Origin of the sequence: Micromonospora sp. NPDC093243, assembly GCF_044753725.1 — a bacterium.
Lineage (GTDB): Bacteria > Actinomycetota > Actinomycetes > Mycobacteriales > Micromonosporaceae > Micromonospora.
Map to the genome: position 1 here is coordinate 502,403 of NZ_JBIVNT010000003.1, position 21,024 is coordinate 523,426.

The 21,024-nt window shown below is 71.8% G+C and carries 18 protein-coding genes; 14 read left to right on the forward strand and 4 right to left on the reverse strand.

The genetic code is table 11. The features are described 5' to 3' along the window. The first annotated feature begins 118 nt into the window (after positions 1–118). On the forward strand, positions 119–886 hold the full coding sequence (gene pyrH, locus ACIP9D_RS11980; protein ID WP_350869696.1) for a UMP kinase: 768 nt from the start codon (positions 119–121) through the stop codon (positions 884–886). An 80-nt stretch (positions 887–966) separates the two neighbouring features. Then, a complete protein-coding gene (gene frr, locus ACIP9D_RS11985; RefSeq protein WP_350869697.1) occupies positions 967–1,524 on the forward strand; it encodes a ribosome recycling factor in 558 nt (185 codons plus the stop codon). A 79-nt stretch (positions 1,525–1,603) separates the two neighbouring features. On the opposite strand, the gene ACIP9D_RS11990 is transcribed toward frr, so the two are convergent. Further along, positions 1,604–2,047 carry a hypothetical protein gene (locus tag ACIP9D_RS11990; protein ID WP_350869698.1) on the reverse strand — a complete coding sequence of 148 codons (444 nt, stop codon included), beginning with the start codon at positions 2,045–2,047 and terminating at the stop codon, positions 1,604–1,606. A gap of 388 nt (positions 2,048–2,435) precedes the next feature. Here ACIP9D_RS11990 and ACIP9D_RS11995 point away from each other — a divergent pair, with 388 nt between their 5' ends. From ACIP9D_RS11995 to ACIP9D_RS12005, 3 genes are all read left to right on the forward strand, one after another. After that, a complete protein-coding gene (locus ACIP9D_RS11995; protein WP_350869699.1) occupies positions 2,436–3,869 on the forward strand; it encodes a phosphatidate cytidylyltransferase in 1,434 nt (477 codons plus the stop codon). Between the two features lie 101 nt (positions 3,870–3,970). Continuing rightward, a complete protein-coding gene (gene rlmN, locus ACIP9D_RS12000; RefSeq protein ID WP_350869700.1) occupies positions 3,971–5,122 on the forward strand; it encodes a 23S rRNA (adenine(2503)-C(2))-methyltransferase RlmN in 1,152 nt (383 codons plus the stop codon). A 31-nt stretch (positions 5,123–5,153) separates the two neighbouring features. Continuing rightward, positions 5,154–6,257 carry a DivIVA domain-containing protein gene (locus ACIP9D_RS12005; RefSeq protein WP_350869702.1) on the forward strand — a complete coding sequence of 368 codons (1,104 nt, stop codon included), beginning with the start codon at positions 5,154–5,156 and terminating at the stop codon, positions 6,255–6,257. 103 nt (positions 6,258–6,360) lie between these two features. On the opposite strand, the gene ACIP9D_RS12010 is transcribed toward ACIP9D_RS12005, so the two are convergent. Further along, positions 6,361–6,582, reverse strand: a complete 222-nt coding sequence (locus ACIP9D_RS12010) for a DUF2631 domain-containing protein (protein ID WP_350869704.1) — start codon at positions 6,580–6,582, stop codon at positions 6,361–6,363. A 91-nt stretch (positions 6,583–6,673) separates the two neighbouring features. On the opposite strand from ACIP9D_RS12010, the gene ACIP9D_RS12015 reads away from it, so the two are divergent. The 3 genes from ACIP9D_RS12015 to ACIP9D_RS12025 all read left to right on the forward strand — a co-directional run bounded on the left by ACIP9D_RS12015 (position 6,674) and on the right by ACIP9D_RS12025 (position 10,043). Then, positions 6,674–7,543 (forward strand): hypothetical protein, encoded by an 870-nt coding sequence (locus tag ACIP9D_RS12015; protein ID WP_350869706.1) that lies wholly within the window; start codon positions 6,674–6,676, stop codon positions 7,541–7,543. A 128-nt stretch (positions 7,544–7,671) separates the two neighbouring features. Further along, positions 7,672–9,252: a Rieske 2Fe-2S domain-containing protein gene (locus ACIP9D_RS12020; RefSeq protein WP_350869707.1), complete on the forward strand. Its 1,581-nt coding sequence runs from the start codon at positions 7,672–7,674 to the stop codon at positions 9,250–9,252. Positions 9,253–9,422: 170 nt separating this feature from the next. Continuing rightward, positions 9,423–10,043, forward strand: coding sequence for a TMEM175 family protein (locus ACIP9D_RS12025; protein WP_350869960.1), 621 nt, complete (start codon positions 9,423–9,425; stop codon positions 10,041–10,043). Positions 10,044–10,205: 162 nt separating this feature from the next. On the opposite strand, the gene ACIP9D_RS12030 is transcribed toward ACIP9D_RS12025, so the two are convergent. Beyond that, entirely contained in the window at positions 10,206–11,798 is a 1,593-nt protein-coding gene (locus ACIP9D_RS12030) for an NAD(P)/FAD-dependent oxidoreductase (RefSeq protein WP_350869709.1), read from the reverse strand. Between the two features lie 186 nt (positions 11,799–11,984). Here ACIP9D_RS12030 and ACIP9D_RS12035 point away from each other — a divergent pair, with 186 nt between their 5' ends. Beyond that, positions 11,985–13,148 (forward strand): alkaline phosphatase PhoX, encoded by a 1,164-nt coding sequence (locus ACIP9D_RS12035; protein ID WP_350869711.1) that lies wholly within the window; start codon positions 11,985–11,987, stop codon positions 13,146–13,148. A gap of 129 nt (positions 13,149–13,277) precedes the next feature. Here the strand turns inward: ACIP9D_RS12035 and ACIP9D_RS12040 are convergent, their stop codons facing one another. Further along, a complete protein-coding gene (locus ACIP9D_RS12040) occupies positions 13,278–14,108 on the reverse strand; it encodes a YhjD/YihY/BrkB family envelope integrity protein (RefSeq protein WP_350869713.1) in 831 nt (276 codons plus the stop codon). 51 nt (positions 14,109–14,159) lie between these two features. Here ACIP9D_RS12040 and ACIP9D_RS12045 point away from each other — a divergent pair, with 51 nt between their 5' ends. From ACIP9D_RS12045 to ACIP9D_RS12065, 5 genes are all read left to right on the forward strand, one after another. Then, the gene (locus ACIP9D_RS12045; protein WP_350869715.1) at positions 14,160–14,705 is read left to right on the forward strand and encodes a GNAT family N-acetyltransferase; all 546 of its coding nucleotides are present in this window, start codon (positions 14,160–14,162) and stop codon (positions 14,703–14,705) included. 558 nt (positions 14,706–15,263) lie between these two features. Beyond that, complete coding sequence (locus tag ACIP9D_RS12050) at positions 15,264–19,214, forward strand: CARDB domain-containing protein (protein WP_350869717.1); 3,951 nt, start codon at positions 15,264–15,266, stop codon at positions 19,212–19,214. Between the two features lie 263 nt (positions 19,215–19,477). Next, complete coding sequence (locus tag ACIP9D_RS12055; protein ID WP_350869719.1) at positions 19,478–19,969, forward strand: YcxB family protein; 492 nt, start codon at positions 19,478–19,480, stop codon at positions 19,967–19,969. Between the two features lie 346 nt (positions 19,970–20,315). Next, positions 20,316–20,771, forward strand: a complete 456-nt coding sequence (locus ACIP9D_RS12060; RefSeq protein ID WP_350869720.1) for a hypothetical protein — start codon at positions 20,316–20,318, stop codon at positions 20,769–20,771. Positions 20,772–20,822: 51 nt separating this feature from the next. Continuing rightward, positions 20,823–20,996, forward strand: coding sequence for a hypothetical protein (locus tag ACIP9D_RS12065; protein ID WP_350869722.1), 174 nt, complete (start codon positions 20,823–20,825; stop codon positions 20,994–20,996). Positions 20,997–21,024 lie beyond the last annotated feature (28 nt).

The following is a 21,024-nucleotide window of genomic DNA, read 5'->3' on the forward strand; positions in this document are numbered from 1 at the left end:
GACGAGGAGGTCGTGGTGTACGTGACAGGCACCGCGGCCTCCTCGTCCCATAGGGTCGGCAGCGGCAGGTTCGCGGTACGCGGCGCACGGGGCGTCGGCGTGGGGAAGGGCGGGGCGGATGACGCAGGTTGTGAGTGACCGGACGCTGGCGGAGGACGATCCGACCGCACCGCCGCCCGGCCGGGCTCGCCGGGTGGTGCTGAAGCTCTCCGGTGAGGTCTTCGGTGGCGGCGCGATCGGCGTCGACCCGGACGTCGTCCAGGCCATCGCCCGGCAGATCGCCACCGTGGTCCGCCGCGGCGTGCAGGTGTCCGTGGTGGTCGGCGGCGGCAACTTCTTCCGCGGCGCCGAGCTGCAGAAGCGCGGCATGGACCGGGCCCGCGCCGACTACATGGGCATGCTCGGCACCGTGATGAACTGCCTCGCGCTGCAGGACTTCCTGGAGAAGGAGGGCATCGAGACCCGGGTGCAGAGCGCGATCACCATGGCCCAGGTCGCCGAGCCCTACATCCCGCTGCGCGCTATCCGGCACCTGGAGAAGGGTCGGGTCGTCATCTTCGGCGCCGGCGCCGGCATGCCGTACTTCTCCACCGACACCGTCGCCGCCCAGCGGGCGCTGGAGATCCGCGCCGACGTGGTGCTGATGAGCAAGAACGGCGTGGACGGCGTCTACACCGCCGATCCCCGGATCGACCCCACCGCCAGCAAGTTCGACTCGATCACCTTCTCCGAGGTGCTGCGCCGCAACCTGCGGGTCGCGGACGCGGCGGCGTTCAGCCTCTGCATGGAGAACGGCCTGCCGATGCTGGTATTCGGCGCGCAGGGGGATGACACGATCGTCCGCGCCGTGGGTGGCGACAAGATCGGCACCCTGATCACCGCCTGAACGATCGCCGGCGGCGACGGCAGCGGTCCTCCGACACACAGCAGAGCCCACCACGAGCACAGAAGGAGGCGAGGAGACCGGTGATCGACGACACCCTCCTCGAGGCCGAGGAGAAGATGGAGCGTGCGGTCGAGCACGCCAAGGAGGAGTTCGGCGCGATCCGAACCGGCCGTGCCAACCCGGCCATGTTCTCCAAGGTCATCATCGACTACTACGGCACGCCCACCCCGCTGACCCAGATGGCGTCCGTCGCGATCCCCGAGCCGCGGATGGCCATCATCAAGCCGTACGACGCGTCGCAGATCAACGCCATGGAGAAGGCGATCCGCGACTCCGACCTCGGCGTCAACCCGAACAACGAGGGCAACCAGCTGCGCATCCTGCTCCCGCAGATGACCGAGGAGCGCCGCCGCGACATGATCAAGGTCGCCCGGCAGAAGGGTGAGGAGGCCAAGGTGGCGGTCCGCAACGTTCGTCGCCGCGGCAAGGAGGAGCTGGACCGGATCGTCAAGGACGGTGAGGCCGGCGAGGACGACGGCCGCCGGGCCGAGAAGGAGCTGGACGACCTGACCCAGCGCTTCGTGGCGAGCATCGACGAGCTGGTCAAGCACAAGGAGACCGAGCTGCTCGAGGTCTGAGAGCAGGCCGCGCCGTGCGGCACCGCACGTGACACGAGGCCCGTCCCCGGACATCGGGGGACGGGCCTCGTGGCGTACGTCAGTTGGGGATCCGCACCGTCCTGGTGCCCTCGGCCAACTGCTCGCTGGTGGACGCGTCGCGCAGCGAGAACCGGACGGTGGCCCGGCCCGGGTGCAGCAGCGGCTCCCTCCGGGAGAAGGCCATCGAGAGCATGACCGTGCCGCCGTCGCACCGGACCTCGCCGGCGCCGTGCCCCCACACGGCCCAGAGGGTCGGCAGGCCGTCCTGCACCAGCGAGGCCGACATCAGGTAGTCGCCGGCCGGGCAGTGCAGGGCGGCGGCGTTGACACTGGTCGCCGGGTACGCCTCTCCCGGCGCGCCGCCGGGCGGCTCGAACGGGTACAGCTCGCTGGCCCGGTGATCGATGACGATGCTGGCCTCTGGCGTGTCGGCGGCGGCCGGTGCGGCGGCGGCCAGGACCATGGCGACCACCGCGAGCACCGCCAGACTGATCTTGTTCATGCGTGTTTCCTTCCCCCGTTGGTGACGCCGGCGGGGCCGGCGCGACCACCAGCGGACCACGTCCGGTGTCCCCGGCTCAGTACCTGATCGGGCACCGGAGGAGTCGGATCGAGGGCTGCGGGTCTCCGGCGACGTGCGCGCGGCGGGTGTGCCCGTCCGCCGCTCCTCCACGGGCTGTCGGCCCGGGTGAGGGCTCGTCGCCCGAGCCTCGTCCGCAGTGCCGGTCCGGCGGGTGCAGTAGGCTCGGCAGGATTCCCGGCCACCGGGCGGTGAACGTTGGGGATCGACCGGCCGTCGCGCCGGTCAACCCGGAAGAACAGTCGCGCGTGTAGGGGATGCTTGTGGTCTTGCGTCATGTGGTGGTACTCGCGCCGCGTCGCGGTGCGTGATGTCCCACCCCGACCCCTACGGCGGCGCGGAGTCCCGCGGCTGGGACCGACCTGACCGGTCGGCCGCCCTGCCCTGGCCGGAACCCGAACTCGAGCCGTGGACGCGGCACCCGGACGCCGGGCCGGAGATGTACGCGGAGCCGGAGATGTACGCCGAGCCGCGGACCCGGTCCCGCCCGCACGGTGAGCCGTACCCGGACCGTGGCGCCCCGTTCCCACCGGACCGCTACGACGACGGCGGCCGGTACCCGGCCGACCCCTACCCGCGCCGGGGCGCCCCGGAGCGGCGTGACGACCGGCGCGGCCCCGACCCGTACGCGGATCGCGGCCGGACCGAGCCGCACCAGGGCCCGAACCCCTACGACGACCGGTACCACGACGACCGCTACGACCGACGCGACGACGAGCGCGGCGCCGGCCGGTACGACGGGCCGCCGGGCGCCGGCCCGGGCCGGCACGACGACGAGGACGCCTATCCGACCGCTCAGCTGGAGCCGGTCCGGGACGACGCCGTCCCGCAGGCCGCGGCGGAGGCGGAGTCCGAGCCGCCCGCGGGCCGGCGGCAGCCCGGCCGGCGGCGGGCGAGCGCGAGCCGACCACCCACCCAGCAGACGGCGAGTCGGGCCGGTCGCAACCTGCCCGCCGCCATCGGCGTGGGGCTCGCCCTCGGCGCGCTGATCGTGGTTCCGCTCTTCTTCTTCCCACCGGCGTTCCTGGCGGTCGTCGTCGCCGCGATCTGCGTCGGCATCTGGGAGATGGCCCGGGCGGTCCGGCGCAGTGGGGCGCACCCGCCGTTGGTGCCACTGGTCGCCGGCGGCGCGCTCACCGTGGGGCTGGCCTGGTACGCCGGCCCGGACGCTCTCAGCCTGGGGCTGCTGGTCACGGTGCTGGGCACGATGATCTGGCGGCTGGGCGACGGGCCCGGCGGCTACCAGCGAGACCTGACCGCGGCCACCCTGATCGCGGTCTACGTGCCGTTCCTCGGCGGGTTCGCCGCGCTGCTGGCGGCGGCGCCCGACGACGGCCCGTTGCGGATCCTGGCCACCCTGGTCGCGGTGGTGCTCTCCGACACCGGCGGGTACGCCGCCGGCGTTTCCTTCGGCAAGCACCCGATGGCACCCACGGTGAGCCCGAAGAAGTCCTGGGAGGGCTTCGCGGGCTCGGTCACCGCCGCGGCCGCCGGCAGCGCCCTGCTGCTCTGGCTGATGTTCGACGTGGCTCCCTGGTGGGGTGCGCTGTTCGGGGTGGCGATCTCCTGCGCCGCGGTCCTCGGCGATCTCGCCGAATCCATGATCAAGCGGGATCTCGGGGTGAAGGACATGAGCAACCTGCTCCCCGGGCACGGCGGGCTGATGGACCGGCTCGACTCGATCCTCTTCGCGGTGCCGACCGCGTACCTGCTGCTGGCGGTCCTCGTGCCGGTGGCGGGCTGAGGCGTGCGGGGCGCCGGCGGCGGGTCGGCCGGAGGGCCGGGGTCGGTTCGGCACCTCCGGACAGGTACGTCCGCCGTTCGGCGTGACAGACTGGACCAGCCATGACAAGCCTGCCCTTGATCCCCGTCGCCCCGGACGCCCCCGCCGCGCGCCGCGCCGCCATGCCCCCGCAGCACCTCGCCGACCTCGACCTGGCCGGCCGCCAGGCGCTGGTCACCGAGCTGGGCGAGCCGGCGTTCCGCGCGAAGCAGATCTCCACCCATTACTTCGGCCGGCTGGTCCGCGATCCGCAGCTGATGACCGACCTGCCGGCCGCCACCCGCGAGCGGCTGGCGGACCGGCTGCTGCCGTCGCTGCTCACGCCGGTTCGCGAGATGGCCTGCGACGACGGCGCGACCCGCAAGGCGCTCTGGCGGCTGCACGACGGCTCGCTGGTGGAGAGCGTGCTGATGGGCTACCCGGACCGGGTCACCGTCTGCATCTCCAGCCAGGCCGGCTGCGGCATGGCCTGCCCGTTCTGCGCCACGGGGCAGGCCGGGCTGACCCGCAACCTCTCCACGGCCGAGATCGTCGACCAGGCGGTCTACCTGGCCGGGGTGGCTGCCTCCGGCGCGGTGGCGGGATCCCCGGCGCGCCTGTCGCACGTGGTGTTCATGGGCATGGGTGAGCCGCTGGCCAACTACTCCCGGGTGATCGCCGCGATCCGACGCCTGGTCACGCCGGCTCCGGAGGGGCTCGGCCTGTCCCAGCGGCACATCACCGTTTCCACGGTCGGGCTGGTTCCGGCCATCCGCCGACTGGCCAGCGAAGACCTCTCAGTGACTCTTGCGTTGTCGTTGCACGCGCCCGATGATGATCTGCGCGACGAACTCGTGCCGGTCAACCAGCGCTGGAAGGTAGCCGAGGTGCTGGACGCAGCGTGGGACTACGCGGCCAGGACGGGACGCCGCGTGTCGATCGAGTACGCGATGATCAAGAACGTGAACGACCAGCCGTGGCGAGCTGACCTGCTCGGCCGGCTGCTGGCCGGCAAGTTGGCCCATGTGAACCTCATTCCGCTCAACCCGACGCCGGGCAGCCGCTGGGACGCGAGCCCGAAGCCGGTCGAGCGGGAGTTCGTCCGGCGGTTGCGTGACGCCGGGGTGTCCACCACCGTGCGGGACACCCGGGGCCGCGAGATCGACGGCGCGTGTGGGCAACTCGCCGCGGCTGAGGACAGGGACATCGACCGCGCCGGAGCGGCACCGGCATGACCGGGCGCGGCGAACGAGACCAGGAGACATAGTGGCGAGTCAGGGTCAGCGTTTCCGGCGTAAGGCGCTTCGCCGGGGATACAAGGTCGACGAGGTGGACGCCTTCCTCGACCGGGTGGAGGCGACGCTCTCCGGCCAGCCGGTCGGCGCGCCCGTGGCCTCCCAGGAGGTCCATGACGTCGTCTTCCGGGTCCGGTTCAACGGCTATGACGAGTGGCAGGTCGACCTGCACCTCGACCGGGTGGAGCGGCAGCTGGCCGAGCTGGAGGAGCGCGGTGCGGCCGGCGGGCGCGGTGGCGACCCACGGCTGGGTGACCGGCTGGGTCCGCCGGACCGGATGGGCCCGCCGATGCGCGACGACCGTGGCATGCCGCCGGTCCCGCAGCCGATGCCGCCCCGGCCGATGCCGGCGCAGGCCGGTCCGCCCGCTGACCGCTACGGTCGCTACGACGAGCCGACGGGCGCCTTCGCCGGTGGTTACGACGCCCCGCGCGGCGGCTACGACGGTCCGCGTGGTCCCGGCGGCCCCGGTGGTCCGGGCGGTCCGGGCGGTCCCAACCCGGGCATGCCGATGGGGCCGGGCGCCCCGATGGGCGGCCCCGGTGCGCCCCAGCGCGGCCTCCCGCCGGGCCCGAGCGGCTACGGCCCCCCCGAGGAGCAGCGCTTCGACGGCTTCGAGGCTGGGCGGCGCGCCCGCGCCGACATGACCGCCGAGATCCGGATGCCGGAGCGGGACCCGCGCGACATGCGCCGGGGGCCGGCCGGCCCGCCGCCGATGCCGCAGCCGGGAATGGGTGGCCCGCCGATGGGTGGCCCGCCGGCGGTGCCTGGCCCGCCGGTCGGTGGCCCGCCGATGGGTGGCCCGCCGATGGCCGGCCCCCCCGGCAGCGACCTCTACCGGGTCGACGCGATCCGCCGCAGCTTCCAGGTGCGCCGGTTCGGCAGCGGCTACGACCCGGACCAGGTCGACCGCTTCTTCGAGAGCCTCCTCGGCGGGATGGCCGGCCGCAACCAGATGCCGGTCAACCCCAAGGACCTGGACACGTTGCGCTTCGGCCTGGTCCCGGGCGGCTACTTCGAGGCCGAGGTGGACGCCGCGCTCAAGGACGTGCAGGACATCCTCTTCGGCCGCTGACCCCGGCCCGCGTACGGCGAAGGCCCGCTCCCCGGTGGGGGAGCGGGCCTTCTGCGTGGTCGAGGCCGGTGCGCGCCGGATCGGGGCGGCGCCGGCGCCTGGGTCAGGACCGCAGGCCGTTGCGGCGCAGCACGGCGTCGCCGATGACGATGATCAGCAGCAGCGCGGCCAGGCCGGCCAGCCAGATGTTCTCGACGCTGCCCTCGTGGTTGCCGATGATCATTGCCAGCAGCGCCAGCGCGGTGAGCACCGCGCCGATCCGCCCCGACTTGCGGTGCCCGGGCTTGTGCTGGTCTGGCGACGTTACCGGCTCGCTTCCTGCCACTGTCGGTCCTTCCCTCGCGATCGGATCTCCGGTTAGTCTGGCACGCCTCGTGCCGGGCCCGGCGCAGGGTCCGGCACGGACGAGGGACCGCATGACCCGCAAGGATGACCGGGAGTTGCTCAAGGCCGCGTACGAGGCGTGGGACGCCGAGGAGTGGGCCCTGGCCGGGGAGCGGTTGGAGCGGCTGGTGCGGCGGCATCCGGACCACCGGAAGTCAGCGGTCTGGTGGTACGACGCGGCGCTGGCCCACAAGTTCCTGCGCAACTGGGCGAAGGCGCACGAGCTGGGCCGGGAGGCGGCCGCGCGGGCCGAGCGGGGCACTCAGGACCCGGCGTTCTGGAACCTCGGCATCGCCGCGACGATCATGGAGGACTGGGCGACGGCCCGGGACGCGTGGCGGGGGTACGGGCTGACCGTTCCCGACGGCGACGGCGAGATCGAGGCCGATTTCGGCGTCACCCCGGTCCGGCTGAACGCCGAGTCCGGCGGCGGCGAGGTGGTGTGGGCGCGGCGGCTCTGCCCGGCCCGGGCGCGGGTGCTGAACGTGCCCACGCCGGAGTCCGGCCGCCGGTACGGCGAGGTCGTGGTGCACGACGGGGCGCCCAACGGCGAGCGGACGGTCGCGGGGGAGCGGTTCTCCGTCTTCGACGAGCTGCTGTTGTTCCGGGCGTCGGACCTGCCGACCTCCACCGTCGAGGTGGGCGCCGGCATGCCGGAGGACGTTCGCGCCCTGGCGATGCTCTTCGACGAGCACGGGTACGCGGCGGAGCCCGCCAGCGGCGTACAGCTGGTCTGCTCCTGCTGTAGCGAGGGCAGCGTGGAACAGCATCCCGACCATCAGGTTGGTGGTGGGCAGCGGGTGCATCTGGCCGCCCCGGTGGGAAAGATTCCTGAGCTGATGGCCGCCTGGTGCGCCGACGCGCCGGAGCGCCGGAGCTGGACGGGCGCGATCCAGGGCTGAAGGCCCGGGTAGTCGGGCCTGTCCCGGCGGGGGCGAAGGGCACTACCGGCGTCGCGGAACGGCGGCCACACTGCCTCCGGTAGCGTTTGGCGTACACCTTGATACGTCTTTTTGAGGGGGAAACTGCGGTGCGAGTGACCGGGACCGGGCACGCCAGCATGCGGATCGACACGGCCGCGGGCAGCATCCTGTGCGACCCATGGGTCAATCCGGCCTACTTTGCCTCCTGGTTTCCGTTTCCGGACAATTCCATGCTCGACTGGGAGAGCCTCGGCCAGGTCGACTACCTCTACGTCTCCCACCTGCACCGGGACCACTTCGACGCGGCGCACCTGAAGCGGTACGTCTCGAAGCAGGCCACCGTGCTGCTGCCCGAGTTCCCCACCTCGGAGATGGAGGACGAGCTGCGGGAGCTGGGCTTCACCCGGTTCCTCAAGGCGCCGAACGAGCAGGTCGTCGAGCTGGACGGCGGCCTGAAGATCATGATTCAGGCGTTGACCAGCCCCACCGACGGCCCGATCGGCGACTCCTCCCTCTGGGTGGAGTACGACGGGGTTCGGCTGCTCAACCAGAACGACGCCCGCCCCACCGACCTGAGCGTCTTCGCCGAGCTGGGGCACGTGCACGCGCACCTGCTGCAGTTCTCCGGCGCGATCTGGTACCCGATGGTCTACGAGCTGCCCCAGTCGGCGAAGACCGCGTTCGGCAAGCAGAAGCGCGACCGGCAGTTCGACCGCACCTGGCGCTACATCGACGACCTGAAGGCCTCGCACGTCTTCCCGATCGCCGGCCCGCCCTGCTTCCTCGACGACGCGCTGTGGCAGTTCAACGACATCCACGGCGACGAGGGCAACATCTTCCCCGACCAGTCGGTCTTCATGAGCGAGTACGCGAAGGTCGGCGGCACCAACGGCATCGTGCTGCTGCCGGGCAGCGTCGCCGAGGTCACCACCGAGGGCGCGACCACCAACCACCCGGTGCCGGTCGAGGAGTTCTTCGCCAACAAGGTCGCCCACCTGGAGGAGATGCGCGAGCGCAAGCGCCCGATCATCGAGGCCGAGAAGGCGTCCTGGCGGCATCCCGAGGTGGACGTGCTCGGCGAGATGAAGCGCCGGATCGAGCCGTTGCTGGACGAGTCGATCTACCTGGCCAAGGGGGTCGGCGGCCCGGTCCGCTTCGACCTGGTGGGGTACGACGGCGACAGCGTCGAGTCGATCGTGGTGGACTTCCCGGGCAAGGAGGTCCGGCCGTACGCGGACGAGAAGGTGCGCTACCGGTTCCGTACCGAGCGGGCGTTGATCGAGCACCTGCTCTTCATCGACGAGGTGGACTGGGTCAACTCGCTCTTCCTCTCCTGCCGGTTCTCGGCGGCCCGGATCGGCCAGTACAACGAGTTCGTCTACGCGTTCTTCAAGTGCCTCTCCGAGGAGCGCCTCCAGTACGCCGAGGGCTGGTACGACGAGCACGAGCGGGCCGTCGACGCGGAGGACATCACCCTGGGCGACTGGGTCGTGCAGCGGCGCTGCCCGCACCTGAAGGCGGACCTGAGCCGGTTCGGCATCGTGGAGGGCGACCAGCTCACCTGCCAGCTGCACGGCTGGCGGTTCGACCTGGCCAGCGGCCGCTGCCTCACCAGCGTCGGGCACAAGGTCCGCGCCCACCGCGTCGACGCCGACACCCCCGCCCCCGCCGGCGAAGCCGCCAGCTGACCCCCCACCCCGCCTCCGCCCCGGCGGCGATCATGGAGTTGTGGTGGGGGACGAAATCCCCTTCCCGCCCCATCACGGGCACCACGACTCCATGATCGAGGGGGCGATGGGGGCGGGGTGTGACCGAGGGCGACGACGAGTCCAGGTACCGGTACGGGCGGGACCGGGAGATGGCCCGGGACGCATCCCGGGTCGAGGCGTTCAGCGACGCCGTCATCGCGATCGTGTTGACGCTGATGGCGGTCGACCTGCTCCAGCTCGGCCCGGTTCGCACCGACGGGACAGGGTTGCCCCGGGCGCTGCTGCACGAGTGGCCGGCCTACCTGGCGTACGTCATCACCTTCGCCATCGTCGGTCAGGTCTGGCTCACTCACCACAACATGTGGCGCTACGTGGTCCGGGTCGACCAGGTCCTGCTGGTCTTCAACCTGCTCCTGCTGCTCTTCGTGGCCGCCATCCCGTTCACCGCTGACCTGCTCGCGGACAACCTGCGCGGCAGCGTCCAGGAGCAGCGGCTGACCGCCGCGCTCTACGTCAGCGCGGTGCTCGGCGAGGCGCTCTTCTTCAACCTGAGCTGGTGGTGGGCCCGCCGCCGGCGCCTGCTGCACCCCGACCTGGATCCCCGGCTGGCCCGGGCGGTGGCGCGGCGGTTCCTGCTCGGACCGGCGCTCTACCTGGTCGCGTTCGCCTTCGTCTTCGTCGACCCGATTCTCAGCCTCGGCCTGTACCTGCTGCTGGTCGGCCTCTACCTGATCCGCGGCCCCGGCGACCTACCCTCTTCCGCCCGCTGACCGCCCCCGCTCCGGCCCCGCCCCACCCGGCCCCGCCCGGCCCCGTTGATCATGAAGTTATCGCCCGCCGGCACGGCGTGTCGCGGCAATAACTTCATGATCAACGGGGTCACGCGGGCCGGGCCGCACCCGCCGGGTCGCGCGCGCCGGGGTCGCGCCGGGTCAGGCGGTCAGGTCGGTGAGGATGCGGCGGGCGGCGTTGTGCCCGGCCGCGCCGATCACGCTGCCGGCCGGGTGGCAGCCGGCGCTGCCCGCGTACACGCCGTCCACGCCGGTGGCGTAGGGCATCCGGTCGGTGAACGAGACGGTGTTGTCCACGTGGTGGATATGGCCGCCGGCGATGCCGAAGTGCGCCTCGATGCCCGGTGGCGGCAGCGGCACCGCGTCGGCGATGAGGTCGCCGGTGCCGGGCGCGTACCGCTCGCAGATCTCGATCAGCCGGTCGACGTAGCCGGGCAGCGCCGCGTCCCAGGTGGTGCCGGCCAGCTCGTAGGGGACCGACTGGACGAAGAGCGCCGACGAGTGGTGCGTGCCGTCGGAGAGCGACGGGTCGACGGTGGTGTGCAGGTACCACTCGATCGTCGGCTCGGCCGGCAACCGCCCGGCCCGCACGTCCGCCCACATGGCGCGCAGCGCGGCCATCGGCGAGGTGTCGTCCCCGCCGACCAGCGACGCCGACCCGGGCAGCAGGTGGATGGTCGAGCCGAACGGGCTCGGCGCGTCCGCCGGTAGGCAGGAGAAGCGGGGCAACTTGGTCAGCGCCAGGTTGAGCTTCAGGGTGCTGCCGGTGCGGCGGACCGCCGTCATCCGCTCGCCGAGGGGCGCCGGGAGCGCGCCGTCGGGCAGCAGGCCCATCAACCGGTACGGGTCGCAGGCGCCGAGGACCACCCGGGCGGCCACCTCCCGGCCGTCGGCGAGCACCACACCGCTCGCCGCGCCACCGTCCAGCGTGATCGCCTGCACCGGCGCGCCGGTCAGGATCCGCGCCCCGGCGGCCTGGGCAGCCTCGGCGAAGGTACGGGAGACCGTGCCCATGCCGCCTTCGGCGATCATCCAGGTGCCGCCCGAGCCGGGCAGCCGGCACATGTTGTGCACCAGGAAGTTGTGCCCGGTGCCCGGGTCGTCCGGGCCGGCGTTCAAGCCGGAGAGCCCGTCAGTGACCGCGTACATGCTGACCAGCAGCTCGGAGCGGAAGTCGAAGCGGGCCAGGTAGTCGGCGACGGAGCCGCGGACCAGGTCGACGAAGACCTGCCGCAGCGCCGGCCGGACGTAGCGTTCGGCGGTCTCCTCCACCGGCAGCGGCTCGGCCAGCCAGGCCGGCGCCAGGTCCTCGCGCAGCGCCGCCAGCTCGGCCTGGAGCGCGTCGTCGGCGGCGACGTCGGCGGGGGAGAAGAACTCGGCGAGCTGGGCCCGGGTGGCCGCGGTGTCACTGCCGAAGAGCAGGTAGGGCGAGCCGAGCTTGCCCGGGGTGGGCAGGAAGTAGTGCGGGTCGCGGCGTAGCACCGGGATCCGCACGTCGAGCGTGGCGAGCAGCTCCGGCGGCATCAGCCCGAGCAGGTACGAGCCGGTGGAGTGGCGCAGCCCGGGCACCTTCGGGAACGGGTTCTCGGTGCGGGTCGCGCCGCCGATGACGTCGGCGGCCTCCAGCACCAGCACGTCCAGACCGGCCCGGGCCAGCAGGACGGCGGAGACCAGGCCGTTGTGCCCGGCGCCGACGACCACCACGTCGGCGCGCGCGGGAAGCTCACTGCTCATGCCGCCGCAGCCTACCCGCCCAGCGACCTTGATCATGAGGTTGCCGGCGGGAATGGAGATCGAACCTGCCGCACGCCTCGTGATCAACCGGAGCCGTCATTCCGCGTTCATCGGATAGCGGGTTTCGTCGATGCCTTTCCGGCCCTAGCGTCGACGGGGCATCGATTCTCGTCCGGGAGGTCTCCGATGGATCGTCGTACCGTCCTGCGCTCCGCCGTCGCCGGCGCCGCCGCCTTCTCCGGCAGCCTGTGGGCCGGCGCGGCCCTGGCTGCCCCCGCCCAGCCCGGCCCCGGCCCGTACGGCGAGCTGCTTGCCGCCGACGGCAACAACCTGCAACTGCCCGCCGGGTTCACCAGCCGGGTGATTGCCCGCTCCGGCCAGCGCGTCGCCGGCACCTCGTACCTCTGGCACTGGGCCCCCGACGGCGGCGCCTGCTTTCCCGCCGGCAACGGCTGGATCTACGTCTCCAACTCGGAGATACCGCTGGTCGGCGGCGCGTCGGCGGTTCGTTTCAACGCCGATGGCGCGGTCGCTGCGGCCTACCGGATCCTTGGCGGCACCAACGTCAACTGCGCCGGCGGAGCCACCCCGTGGGGTACCTGGCTCTCCTGCGAGGAGGTGCCGCTCGGGCGGGTCTTCGAGACTTGGCCCGACGGCAGCCGGGCGGGCGAGGAGCGGACCCGGATGGGGCGGTTCACGCACGAGGCCGCCGCCTGCGACCCGGACCGACGGGTGGTCTACCTGACCGAGGACGAGGGCGACGGCTGCTTCTACCGGTTCGTTCCGGACAGCTGGGGCGACCTGCGCAACGGGCGGGTGCAGGTGCTCTGCGCACCGGCCGACCAGGTGGCCGGCCCGGTGACCTGGCGGGACATCGCTGACCGGGACGGCTTCCCGATCCCCACCCGGCACCAGGTGGGCGCGGCGAAGCACTTCGACGGCGGCGAGGGGTGCTGGTACGACAGGGGGACCTGCTGGTTCACCACCAAGGGCGACAACCGGGTCTGGGCGTACGACGCGGTCAACCAGCGCCTCGACCTGGCGTACGACGACTCGTTGGTGCCGGCCGGCGCCGCGCCGCTGACCGGGGTGGACAACATCACCGGCACCGCCGGCGGCGACCTCTACGTGGCCGAGGACGGCGGCAACATGGAGATCAACGTGATCACCCCGGCCGGCGTGGTCAGCCCGTTCCTGCGCATCCTCGGCCAGTCCTCCTCGGAGATCACCGGTCCGGCGTTCTCCCCGGACGGCACCCGGCTCTACTTCTCCTCCCAGCGCGGCACCAGTGGCGCCTCCACCGGCAGCGGCGGCCTCACCTACGAGGTAACCGGCCCCTTCCGCCGCTAACCCCACCCACCCCCACCCCCACCCCACCCCCGGTGACCCCTGTTGATCAAGAGGTTTGCGTCACCGGAGCGGCCTTTCCTGACGCGGATCTCTTGATCAACCCGGGTCGGTGGGGGCGGGGAGAGGGGGTCAGTGGGGGCGGTGGGTGCGCCAGGCGGAGAGGGCGAGGGTGGCGGAGTAGCCGGCCAACACGATCACGTGGAACACGTAGAGCCAGAGCAGCACCGCGACGCCGGCGCCGATCTCCTCGAATCCGCCGAACGGCACGCCCAGGTCGATCGGGAGCGAGGCGAAGAGGACGAAGCCGTGCAGGAAGCCGGAGAGGTTCGCCGCGGTGAACGAGCCGACGCCCAGCGTGGAGAGCCAGTCCGGCGAGGCCGGGCCGACCACCCGGAACACCCAGAGCAGCACCGGGGTGAGCACCAGCCACACTCCCAGGAACGACAGCACCACGCCCAGCGCGCCGACCCAGCCGCCCCGGCGGACCAGGTCGGTGTTGGTCGGCAAGGCCACCAGGATCGACAGCAGCAGGGCGGGCGCCGGGGCGAGCAGTGGCAGCAGCAGCAACCGTCCCCGCCAGCCGACCCAGGACTCGCCGGTGTGTGACGCGGCGACCGAGACGAACGCCCGGCGCAGCCCCTCGCCATAGAGCGAGGCCGGCAGCAGCGAGGCCAGCGCCAGCGCCGGGGTCAGGCCCACCCCGGCGTCGACCAGCGCGGCCACCGCGTGCGGCGCGCCGATCGCGTCCGGCAGGGTTCGTACGGCGTACGACGTGAGCCGTTGGACCCGGTCGGCCCCGGCCACCAGCGCGGTCGACCAGATCGCCAGCAGCGCGACAGGTACCACGGCGATCGCCCCGTAGAACGTGATGGCGGCGGCGTGCAGGGAGAGGTCGCGGCCGCGTACCGGGCGGAACGCGGCACTGGCGATGCGTTTCGTCCACTGCCACCGGCTGCCCATCGGAGCTTCTTTCCCCGCCCGGCGCCCCGGCACTCATTAAGATCGCCGGCCATGACCGTCCTGCGCACCGAGCGGCTCGTCCTGCGGGACTGGACCGACGCCCCGACCGACCTGGCCCGGCTCTACGACATCTACTCGCGTACCGAGATCACCCGCTGGCTGGCCGCCTCGGGGCTGCCGCTGACCGACCCGGCGCAGGCCGCCGACCGACTGCGGATCTGGCGGGACCGGCACGCCGAGCACGGTGGCCGGTACGGCACCTGGGCGATCGAGGTGCGGGAGAGCGGTGTCGTCGCCGGCACCCTGATCCTCAAGCCGCTGCCCGGCGCGGATGGCGAGACACCGACCGAGAACATCGAGATCGGCTGGCACCTGCACCCCGACTCGTGGGGGCGCGGCTACGCCACCGAAGCGGCCCGGGCGGTGCTGGCGCGGGAGTTCGCCGCCGGCGCGCCGGAGATCTACGCGGTCGTCTCCCCGGGCAACGAGCCGTCGATGGCGGTCTGCCGGCGCCTCGGCATGACCCACCTCGGCCGGCGTACCGACTGGTACGGCGGCGAGGAGTTGGAGACGTTCGCGGTGGCCGCTCCGAGCTGACCGTCCGCTCCCGCTCGATCAGCCCTCGCCCGCGTCGCAGCGGGCCGCGGTCACCCGCGGCCCGCTGACGGCGAACGCCGAGCGGCCGGTTGCACAAACGCCGTCACCGCGACCGGGCCGCCGCCGAGCGCTGGACGCTGCGCGCGAATAGTGATTGTGGTCGAAGTGTTGACGCCCTCGTAGCACGTCAGTAACCTTTGGTCAACGTCACGCAAGATCTAGACAAAGACGTGTCTTGTTCGTTGCAAGCGTCTGAAAAATTGCGCGGGGCCGCCTCTTTGGCGGCCTTTCTCCCCATGTCCCGGAGAGGCCTGGTGATCGTCTCCCTCCTGACGCGCTGGTCGTAGCCTCACTGGTTCCGCCCCGGTCGAGCGGCGTCCGCAGGCCGCTTCACCGACCGCCATCACCCCGCCTTCTCGCTCCCCGACACCGGCCCGGCTCGCCGCCGCGCCCCGGCCGGTGCCGCGATGCCGCACACCCCCGCCGCGGTCGAGAGCATTCCGCGGTCCCGTCCCCCAACGACAGAGGACAGTGATGAGACGAACGAATCTGTTCAGGATGGTGGCGACGACAGTCGCGGCCACGATGATCGCCACCGCAGGGTCGGCGGCCGTCGCGAATGCGGCGCCTGACTCGGGCCCCGCCGGCACCACAGCCGCGAAGAGCACGAGCGACTTCGTGGCGGCGGCCACCAATCTCGCCGCGGGACGCCCGACCCAGGAGAGCGGCCACGCCGACGTCTACGACTCGTCCAAGGTCGTCGACGGCAACGCGGGCAGCTACTGGGAGAGCACCAACAACTCGTTCCCCGAGTGGGTGCAGGTCGACCTCGGCTCCTCGCAGGCCGTCAACCAGGTCGTGCTGAAGCTGCCGACCGCCGGGTGGGCGACCCGTACGCAGACCCTGAGCGTGCAGGGCAGCGCCACCGGGTCGTCGTTCAGCGACCTGGTCGGGTCGCAGACCTACACCTTCAACCCGGCCAGCAACAGCACGGTCACCATCACCTTCAACCAGACCGCCACCCGCTACGTGCGGATCAACTTCACCGCCAACAGCGGCTGGCCGGCGGGCCAGCTCTCCGAGCTCGAGGTCTACGGCAGTGGCGGCGGTGGCCCGGACACGACCGCGCCGAGCGTGCCGGGAAACCTCTCCTACACCCAGTCGGGCACCACGATCACCCTCAACTGGGTCGCGTCGAGCGACAACCCGGGCGGTAGCGGCATCGCCGGCTACGACATCTACCGCAACGGCGCGTTCCTGCAGTCCATCGGGAACGTGACCACGTTCAACGACACCCAGCCGACCACCGCGACCGTGTCGTACTACGTGCGGGCGCGCGACGTCGCGGGCAACCTCTCCGGCAACAGCAACACCGTGACCCGTACCGGCGGCGGCGACACGACCGCGCCGAGCATCCCGGGGACGCTGTCGCACAGCACGTCGGGCAGCACGATCACGCTCAACTGGGGTGCCTCCACCGACTCCGGCGGCAGTGGCCTGGCCGGCTACAACGTCTACCGCGGCGGCAGCCTGATCGCGACCCTGGGCACCGTCCTCACGTACCAGGACACCCAGCCGGCGACGGCGACCGTGTCCTACTACGTCCGCGCCCGCGACGGCGCGGGCAACCTCTCCGGCAACAGCAACACCGTCACCCGGACCGGGACCGCGCCGCCCGGCTGCACCAACGTGGCGCAGGGCAAGGCCATGACGGCGACGGGCTCCACCTTCACCTTCACCCCGGAAAAGGCGAACGACGGGCAGCTCACGACGTACTGGGAGGGTGCGCCGAGCTACCCGCAGAACCTGACCGTCGCGCTGGGCGCGAACCACTCCATCACGGCCGTCAACGTCAAGCTGAACCCGGACCCGGCCTGGGGCACCCGTACGCAGAACATCCAGATCCTCGGCCGCGACCAGGCCTCGTCCACGTACACCAACCTGGTTTCGGCGGCCAACTACCAGTTCGTCCAGGGCAACAACGTGGTGAGCATCCCGGTCACCGCGACCACGGCCGACGTGCAGCTGCGGTTCACCGCCAACACCGGGGCACCGTCGGGCCAGGTGGCCGAGCTCGAGGTGTGCGGCACCCCGGCACCCAACCCCGACCTGGTGATCAGCTCGACGACGTGGTCGCCCGCGTCGCCCAGCGAGGTCACCCCGGTCACCCTCTCGGCCGTGGTCCAGAACGTGGGGTCGGCAGCCGCCGGAGCCACCACGGTGAACTTCAGCCTGGCCGGCGCGGTCGTCGGTAGCGCCGCGGTGGGCGCCCTCGCCGCCGGTGCCTCGACCACCGTCTCGTTCAACGCCGGGACCCGGCCGATGGGCAGCTACAGCGTCTCGGCGGTGGTCGACCCGACCAACACGATCGTCGAGCAGAACAACGGCAACAACAGCTTCACCGCGCCCGCTCCGCTGGTGGTCGCCCAGGCGCCAGGCCCCGACCTGCAGGTCCTCGGCATCACCTCCAACCCGCCGAACCCGGCCGTCGGGGCGTCCGTCACGTTCACCGTGGCGGTACGAAACCGCGGCACCACCGCGACCGGCGCGACCACGGTCACCCGGCTGACGGTGGGCGGCACCACGCTCAACACCAACACCGGGTCGATCGCCGCCGGCGCGACGGTCAACGTGGCTGTCGCCGGGAGTTGGACCGCCACCAGCGGCGGGGCCACCATCACCGCCACCGCCGACGCGACGAACAGCGTCGCCGAGACCAACGAGACCAACAACGCGTTCAGCCAGTCGATCGTGGTCGGGCGGGGCGCGGCGGTGCCGTACGTCTCCTACGAGGCGGAGGCCGCCCGCTACCAGGGCGCGCTGCTGGAGACCGACCCGCTGCGCACCTTCGGCCACACCAACTTCGCCACGGAGTCATCCGGGCGCAAGTCGGTGCGGCTGAACAGCACCGGGCAGTTCGTCGAGTTCACCTCGGCCAACCAGGCCAACTCGATAGTGGTGCGCAACTCCATCCCGGACGCGCCGGGCGGCGGCGGCATCGAGGCGAGCATCAGCCTCTACATCAACGACGTCTTCTCCCGGAAGCTGACGTTGTCGTCGCGGCACAGCTGGCTCTACGGCAACACGGACGGGCCGGAGGCGCTGACCAACACCCCACAGGCCGACGCGCGGCGGCTCTTCGACGAGTCGAACGCGCTGCTGGCGCAGTCGTACCCGGCCGGCACCCGGTTCAAGTTGCAGCGCGACGCGGGTGACAACGCCGCGTTCTACATCATCGACATGATCGACCTGGAGCAGGTGGCGCCGGCGGCCAGCCAGCCGGCCGGCTGCACCTCGATCACCGCGTACGGTGCGGTGCCGAACGACGGGCTCGACGACACCGCCGCGATCCAGCGGGCGGTCACCGACGACCAGAACGGGGTCATCGGCTGCGTCTGGATCCCGGCCGGGCAGTGGCGGCAGGAGCAGAAGATCCTGACCGACGACCCGCTGAACCGGGGTACGCACAACCAGGTCGGCATCAGCAACGTCACGATCCGGGGCGCCGGGATGTGGCACTCCCAGCTCTACACGCTGACCGAGCCGCAGAACGTGGTGGGCGGCATCAACCACCCGCACGAGGGCAACTTCGGCTTCGACATCGACAAGAACACCCAGATCTCCGACATCGCCATCTTCGGCTCGGGCCGGATCCGTGGCGGTGACGGCAACGCCGAGGGCGGCGTGGGTCTGAACGGTCGGTTCGGCACCGGCACCCGAATCAGCAACGTCTGGATCGAGCACGCCAACGTGGGTGTCTGGGTCGGGCGCGACTACGACAACATCCCCGACCTGTGGGGCCCGGCCGACGGGCTGGAGTTCACCGGCATGCGGATCCGCAACACGTACGCCGACGGCATCAACTTCAGCAACGGCACGCGCAACTCGCGGGTGTTCAACTCGTCCTTCCGGACGACCGGTGACGACGCCCTCGCTGTCTGGGCCAACCCGTACGTCAAGGACCGCAGCGTCGACATCGCCCACGACAACCACTTCGTCAACAACACCATCCAGCTGCCCTGGCGGGCGAACGGCATCGCCATCTACGGCGGCTACGGCAACTCGATCGAGAACAACCTGATCTACGACACGGCGAACTACCCGGGCATCATGCTGGCGACCGACCACGACCCGCTGCCGTTCTCCGGGACGACGCTGATCGCCAACAACGGGCTCTACCGCACCGGTGGCGCCTTCTGGAACGAGGACCAGGAGTTCGGTGCCATCACCCTCTTCCCGGCCACCCGGGACATCGTCGGGGTCACCATTCGGGACACCGACATCATCGACTCCACCTACGACGGCATCCAGTTCAAGAACGGCGGCGGCAACATGCCGAACGTCGCCATCACGAACGTACGGATCGACAAGTCCAACAACGGCGCCGGAATTCTCGCGATGAGCGGCGCGCGCGGCAACGCCAACCTGACGAACGTAACCATCACCAACTCGGCCGACGGCAACATCGTCATCCAACCCGGATCGCAGTTCGTGATCAACGGCGGTTAGTCCCGCGCGACCCGCCACGGCGGGAATGCGCGTGAGCGTTCGACGCACGACCGACCAGCCATGTGACGTGCTCCTGCCCGTCAGGGAGCACGCTCACATGGCTGGTCGCGTTCACCGGGCCGGTGGGACCGCACCCGCCCGGACGACCTCGGGGCCGGCGCCTCCCGGACCACCCGCCGGGACGTCAGTTCGCGCGGCTGGCCGCCGACGACGACTCCGGACGGGACAGCGGCAGCGTTGGGGCGGTCGTATCCTCTGCGGCCGTGATGATCAGTTTCGAGACGCAGCCGGACCGGCGCCTGCTGACGGACGCGCTGCGCCGCACGATGCGCCGGAGCCTGCGCCTCTTCACGCTCTGCGGCTTCATCCTGCTGCTGCCCGCGGCGGTCGGTCTGCTCGGCGACGACCCGGTGCTGGCGGTGGGCTGGTTGGTGGGGGCTGTCGTCTTCTGGATCCTGCCGCCGCTGGTGGTGCGCGGCGCGGTCCAGGCGAGCTGGAAGACGTACGGGCTGCCGATCGCCTGGCAGTTCTCCGACGAGGGGGTGCGGATGGACTCGGCGCTGATGGAGAGCCTGGTCCGGTGGGCGGCGCTGGAGTCGGTCGAGCCGGTCCCCGGTCAGTTGCTTCTCAGGATCAACCGTCAGCAGGTCGTCCCGGTGGCGATCGGCGCGCTGGCTGCCGCCGACCGTGACGCGCTCGCCGACCTCCTGCGTGCCCGGAACCTGCTCCCCGGCGGGGCGCGGCTCACCGCCTGACGGGTACGCAGGATCTGCACGATGATCCACACCGGTGCGGCGACATGGCGGTATCCGGGTGACCGGGATACCGCAACGTCGCTGAACCGGTGTGGATCGTCCGCCGCCACCCGGGTGCGGCGAGGCCGTCGGGCATCCGACAGTCGCGACCGCCGGCGGCGGGCCGGGCCGCTCGCGACCGCCGTAAGCGGCTCGTGACCTGCGCCGATGGCGCGCAGCCGGGGGCGCCGTGGCGGTCCGGGGACCGTCCGCGGGACGAGCACACCACCCCGTCGACATGCCAGTGTGGACTCCTGATCGACATCGGGTTCGGGCCGTACGCCGGAGCGAGGGGTCGGAGGCAGACATGGATGACGAGGCCGGCTCCACCTCCGGCCGGCCGCTGCGGGCCGCACTTCGCTGGCTCGCTGCGGCTGCCGCCATCGCCGGCATCGTCGGCGTGGTGTTCCAGGTGATCGAGTGGGCCGGCTCCCGGGCCACGCCGTCGGCGGCGGCGAGCGCCACGGCCGGCCCGACCTCGGCGGGCCCGCCCACGGCGAGGGCCGGCGGGGATGAACAGTTCGTGCAGGCCGGGCAGTGTGTACGCAACGTCGGTGACGCGGACACCATCGTGTACGAGATCGCCACCTGCGGCCCCGGGACCCCGCGGGTCCTGGCCCGCATCGAGCAGGCGGTCACCGATGAGGCGCAGGCCGACGCGCTGTGCGCGGCCCAGGCGCCCGGCTTCACCGATTACCACTACTCGAACTGGGCCAAGCGCTCCGGCTACCTCGACATCGTGTTCTGCCTCGGCCCCGCCTGACCGCCACCGAGGTCCCGGGATCGCGTCGACCTGCGCAACCGGGTTCCCTCGATGGCGTTGTTCGAGCTGACCGAGGGGGAGTACCGGCCGGTGGCCGCCGCCGCGGCCGGCAGCACGTTCGAGATGCGGCAGCCCTTCGGGTTCGCCATCGACCCGGCCGACCTGCTCGACGAGGAAGCTGCCGAGCGGGACGAAGCTCCGGCGCAGGTCGACGGCGAGAATTGAGGCTCCCAGCGGACGCACAGCGGCGCTG

Bases quoted from the DNA above. Each gene is read 5' to 3' on its own strand.
- pyrH (WP_350869696.1), top strand. From the start codon at position 119: ATGACGCAGGTTGTGAGTGACCGGACGCTGGCGGAGGACGATCCGACC.
- ACIP9D_RS11990 (WP_350869698.1), bottom strand. From the start codon at position 2,047: ATGAACAAGATCAGTCTGGCGGTGCTCGCGGTGGTCGCCATGGTCCTG.
- ACIP9D_RS11995 (WP_350869699.1), top strand. From the start codon at position 2,436: ATGTCCCACCCCGACCCCTACGGCGGCGCGGAGTCCCGCGGCTGGGAC.
- rlmN (WP_350869700.1), top strand. From the start codon at position 3,971: ATGACAAGCCTGCCCTTGATCCCCGTCGCCCCGGACGCCCCCGCCGCG.
- ACIP9D_RS12015 (WP_350869706.1), top strand. From the start codon at position 6,674: ATGACCCGCAAGGATGACCGGGAGTTGCTCAAGGCCGCGTACGAGGCG.
- ACIP9D_RS12025 (WP_350869960.1), top strand. From the start codon at position 9,423: ATGGCCCGGGACGCATCCCGGGTCGAGGCGTTCAGCGACGCCGTCATC.
- ACIP9D_RS12030 (WP_350869709.1), bottom strand. From the start codon at position 11,798: ATGAGCAGTGAGCTTCCCGCGCGCGCCGACGTGGTGGTCGTCGGCGCC.
- ACIP9D_RS12035 (WP_350869711.1), top strand. From the start codon at position 11,985: ATGGATCGTCGTACCGTCCTGCGCTCCGCCGTCGCCGGCGCCGCCGCC.
- ACIP9D_RS12040 (WP_350869713.1), bottom strand. From the start codon at position 14,108: ATGGGCAGCCGGTGGCAGTGGACGAAACGCATCGCCAGTGCCGCGTTC.
- ACIP9D_RS12045 (WP_350869715.1), top strand. From the start codon at position 14,160: ATGACCGTCCTGCGCACCGAGCGGCTCGTCCTGCGGGACTGGACCGAC.
- ACIP9D_RS12050 (WP_350869717.1), top strand. From the start codon at position 15,264: ATGGTGGCGACGACAGTCGCGGCCACGATGATCGCCACCGCAGGGTCG.
- ACIP9D_RS12060 (WP_350869720.1), top strand. From the start codon at position 20,316: ATGGATGACGAGGCCGGCTCCACCTCCGGCCGGCCGCTGCGGGCCGCA.
- ACIP9D_RS12065 (WP_350869722.1), top strand. From the start codon at position 20,823: ATGGCGTTGTTCGAGCTGACCGAGGGGGAGTACCGGCCGGTGGCCGCC.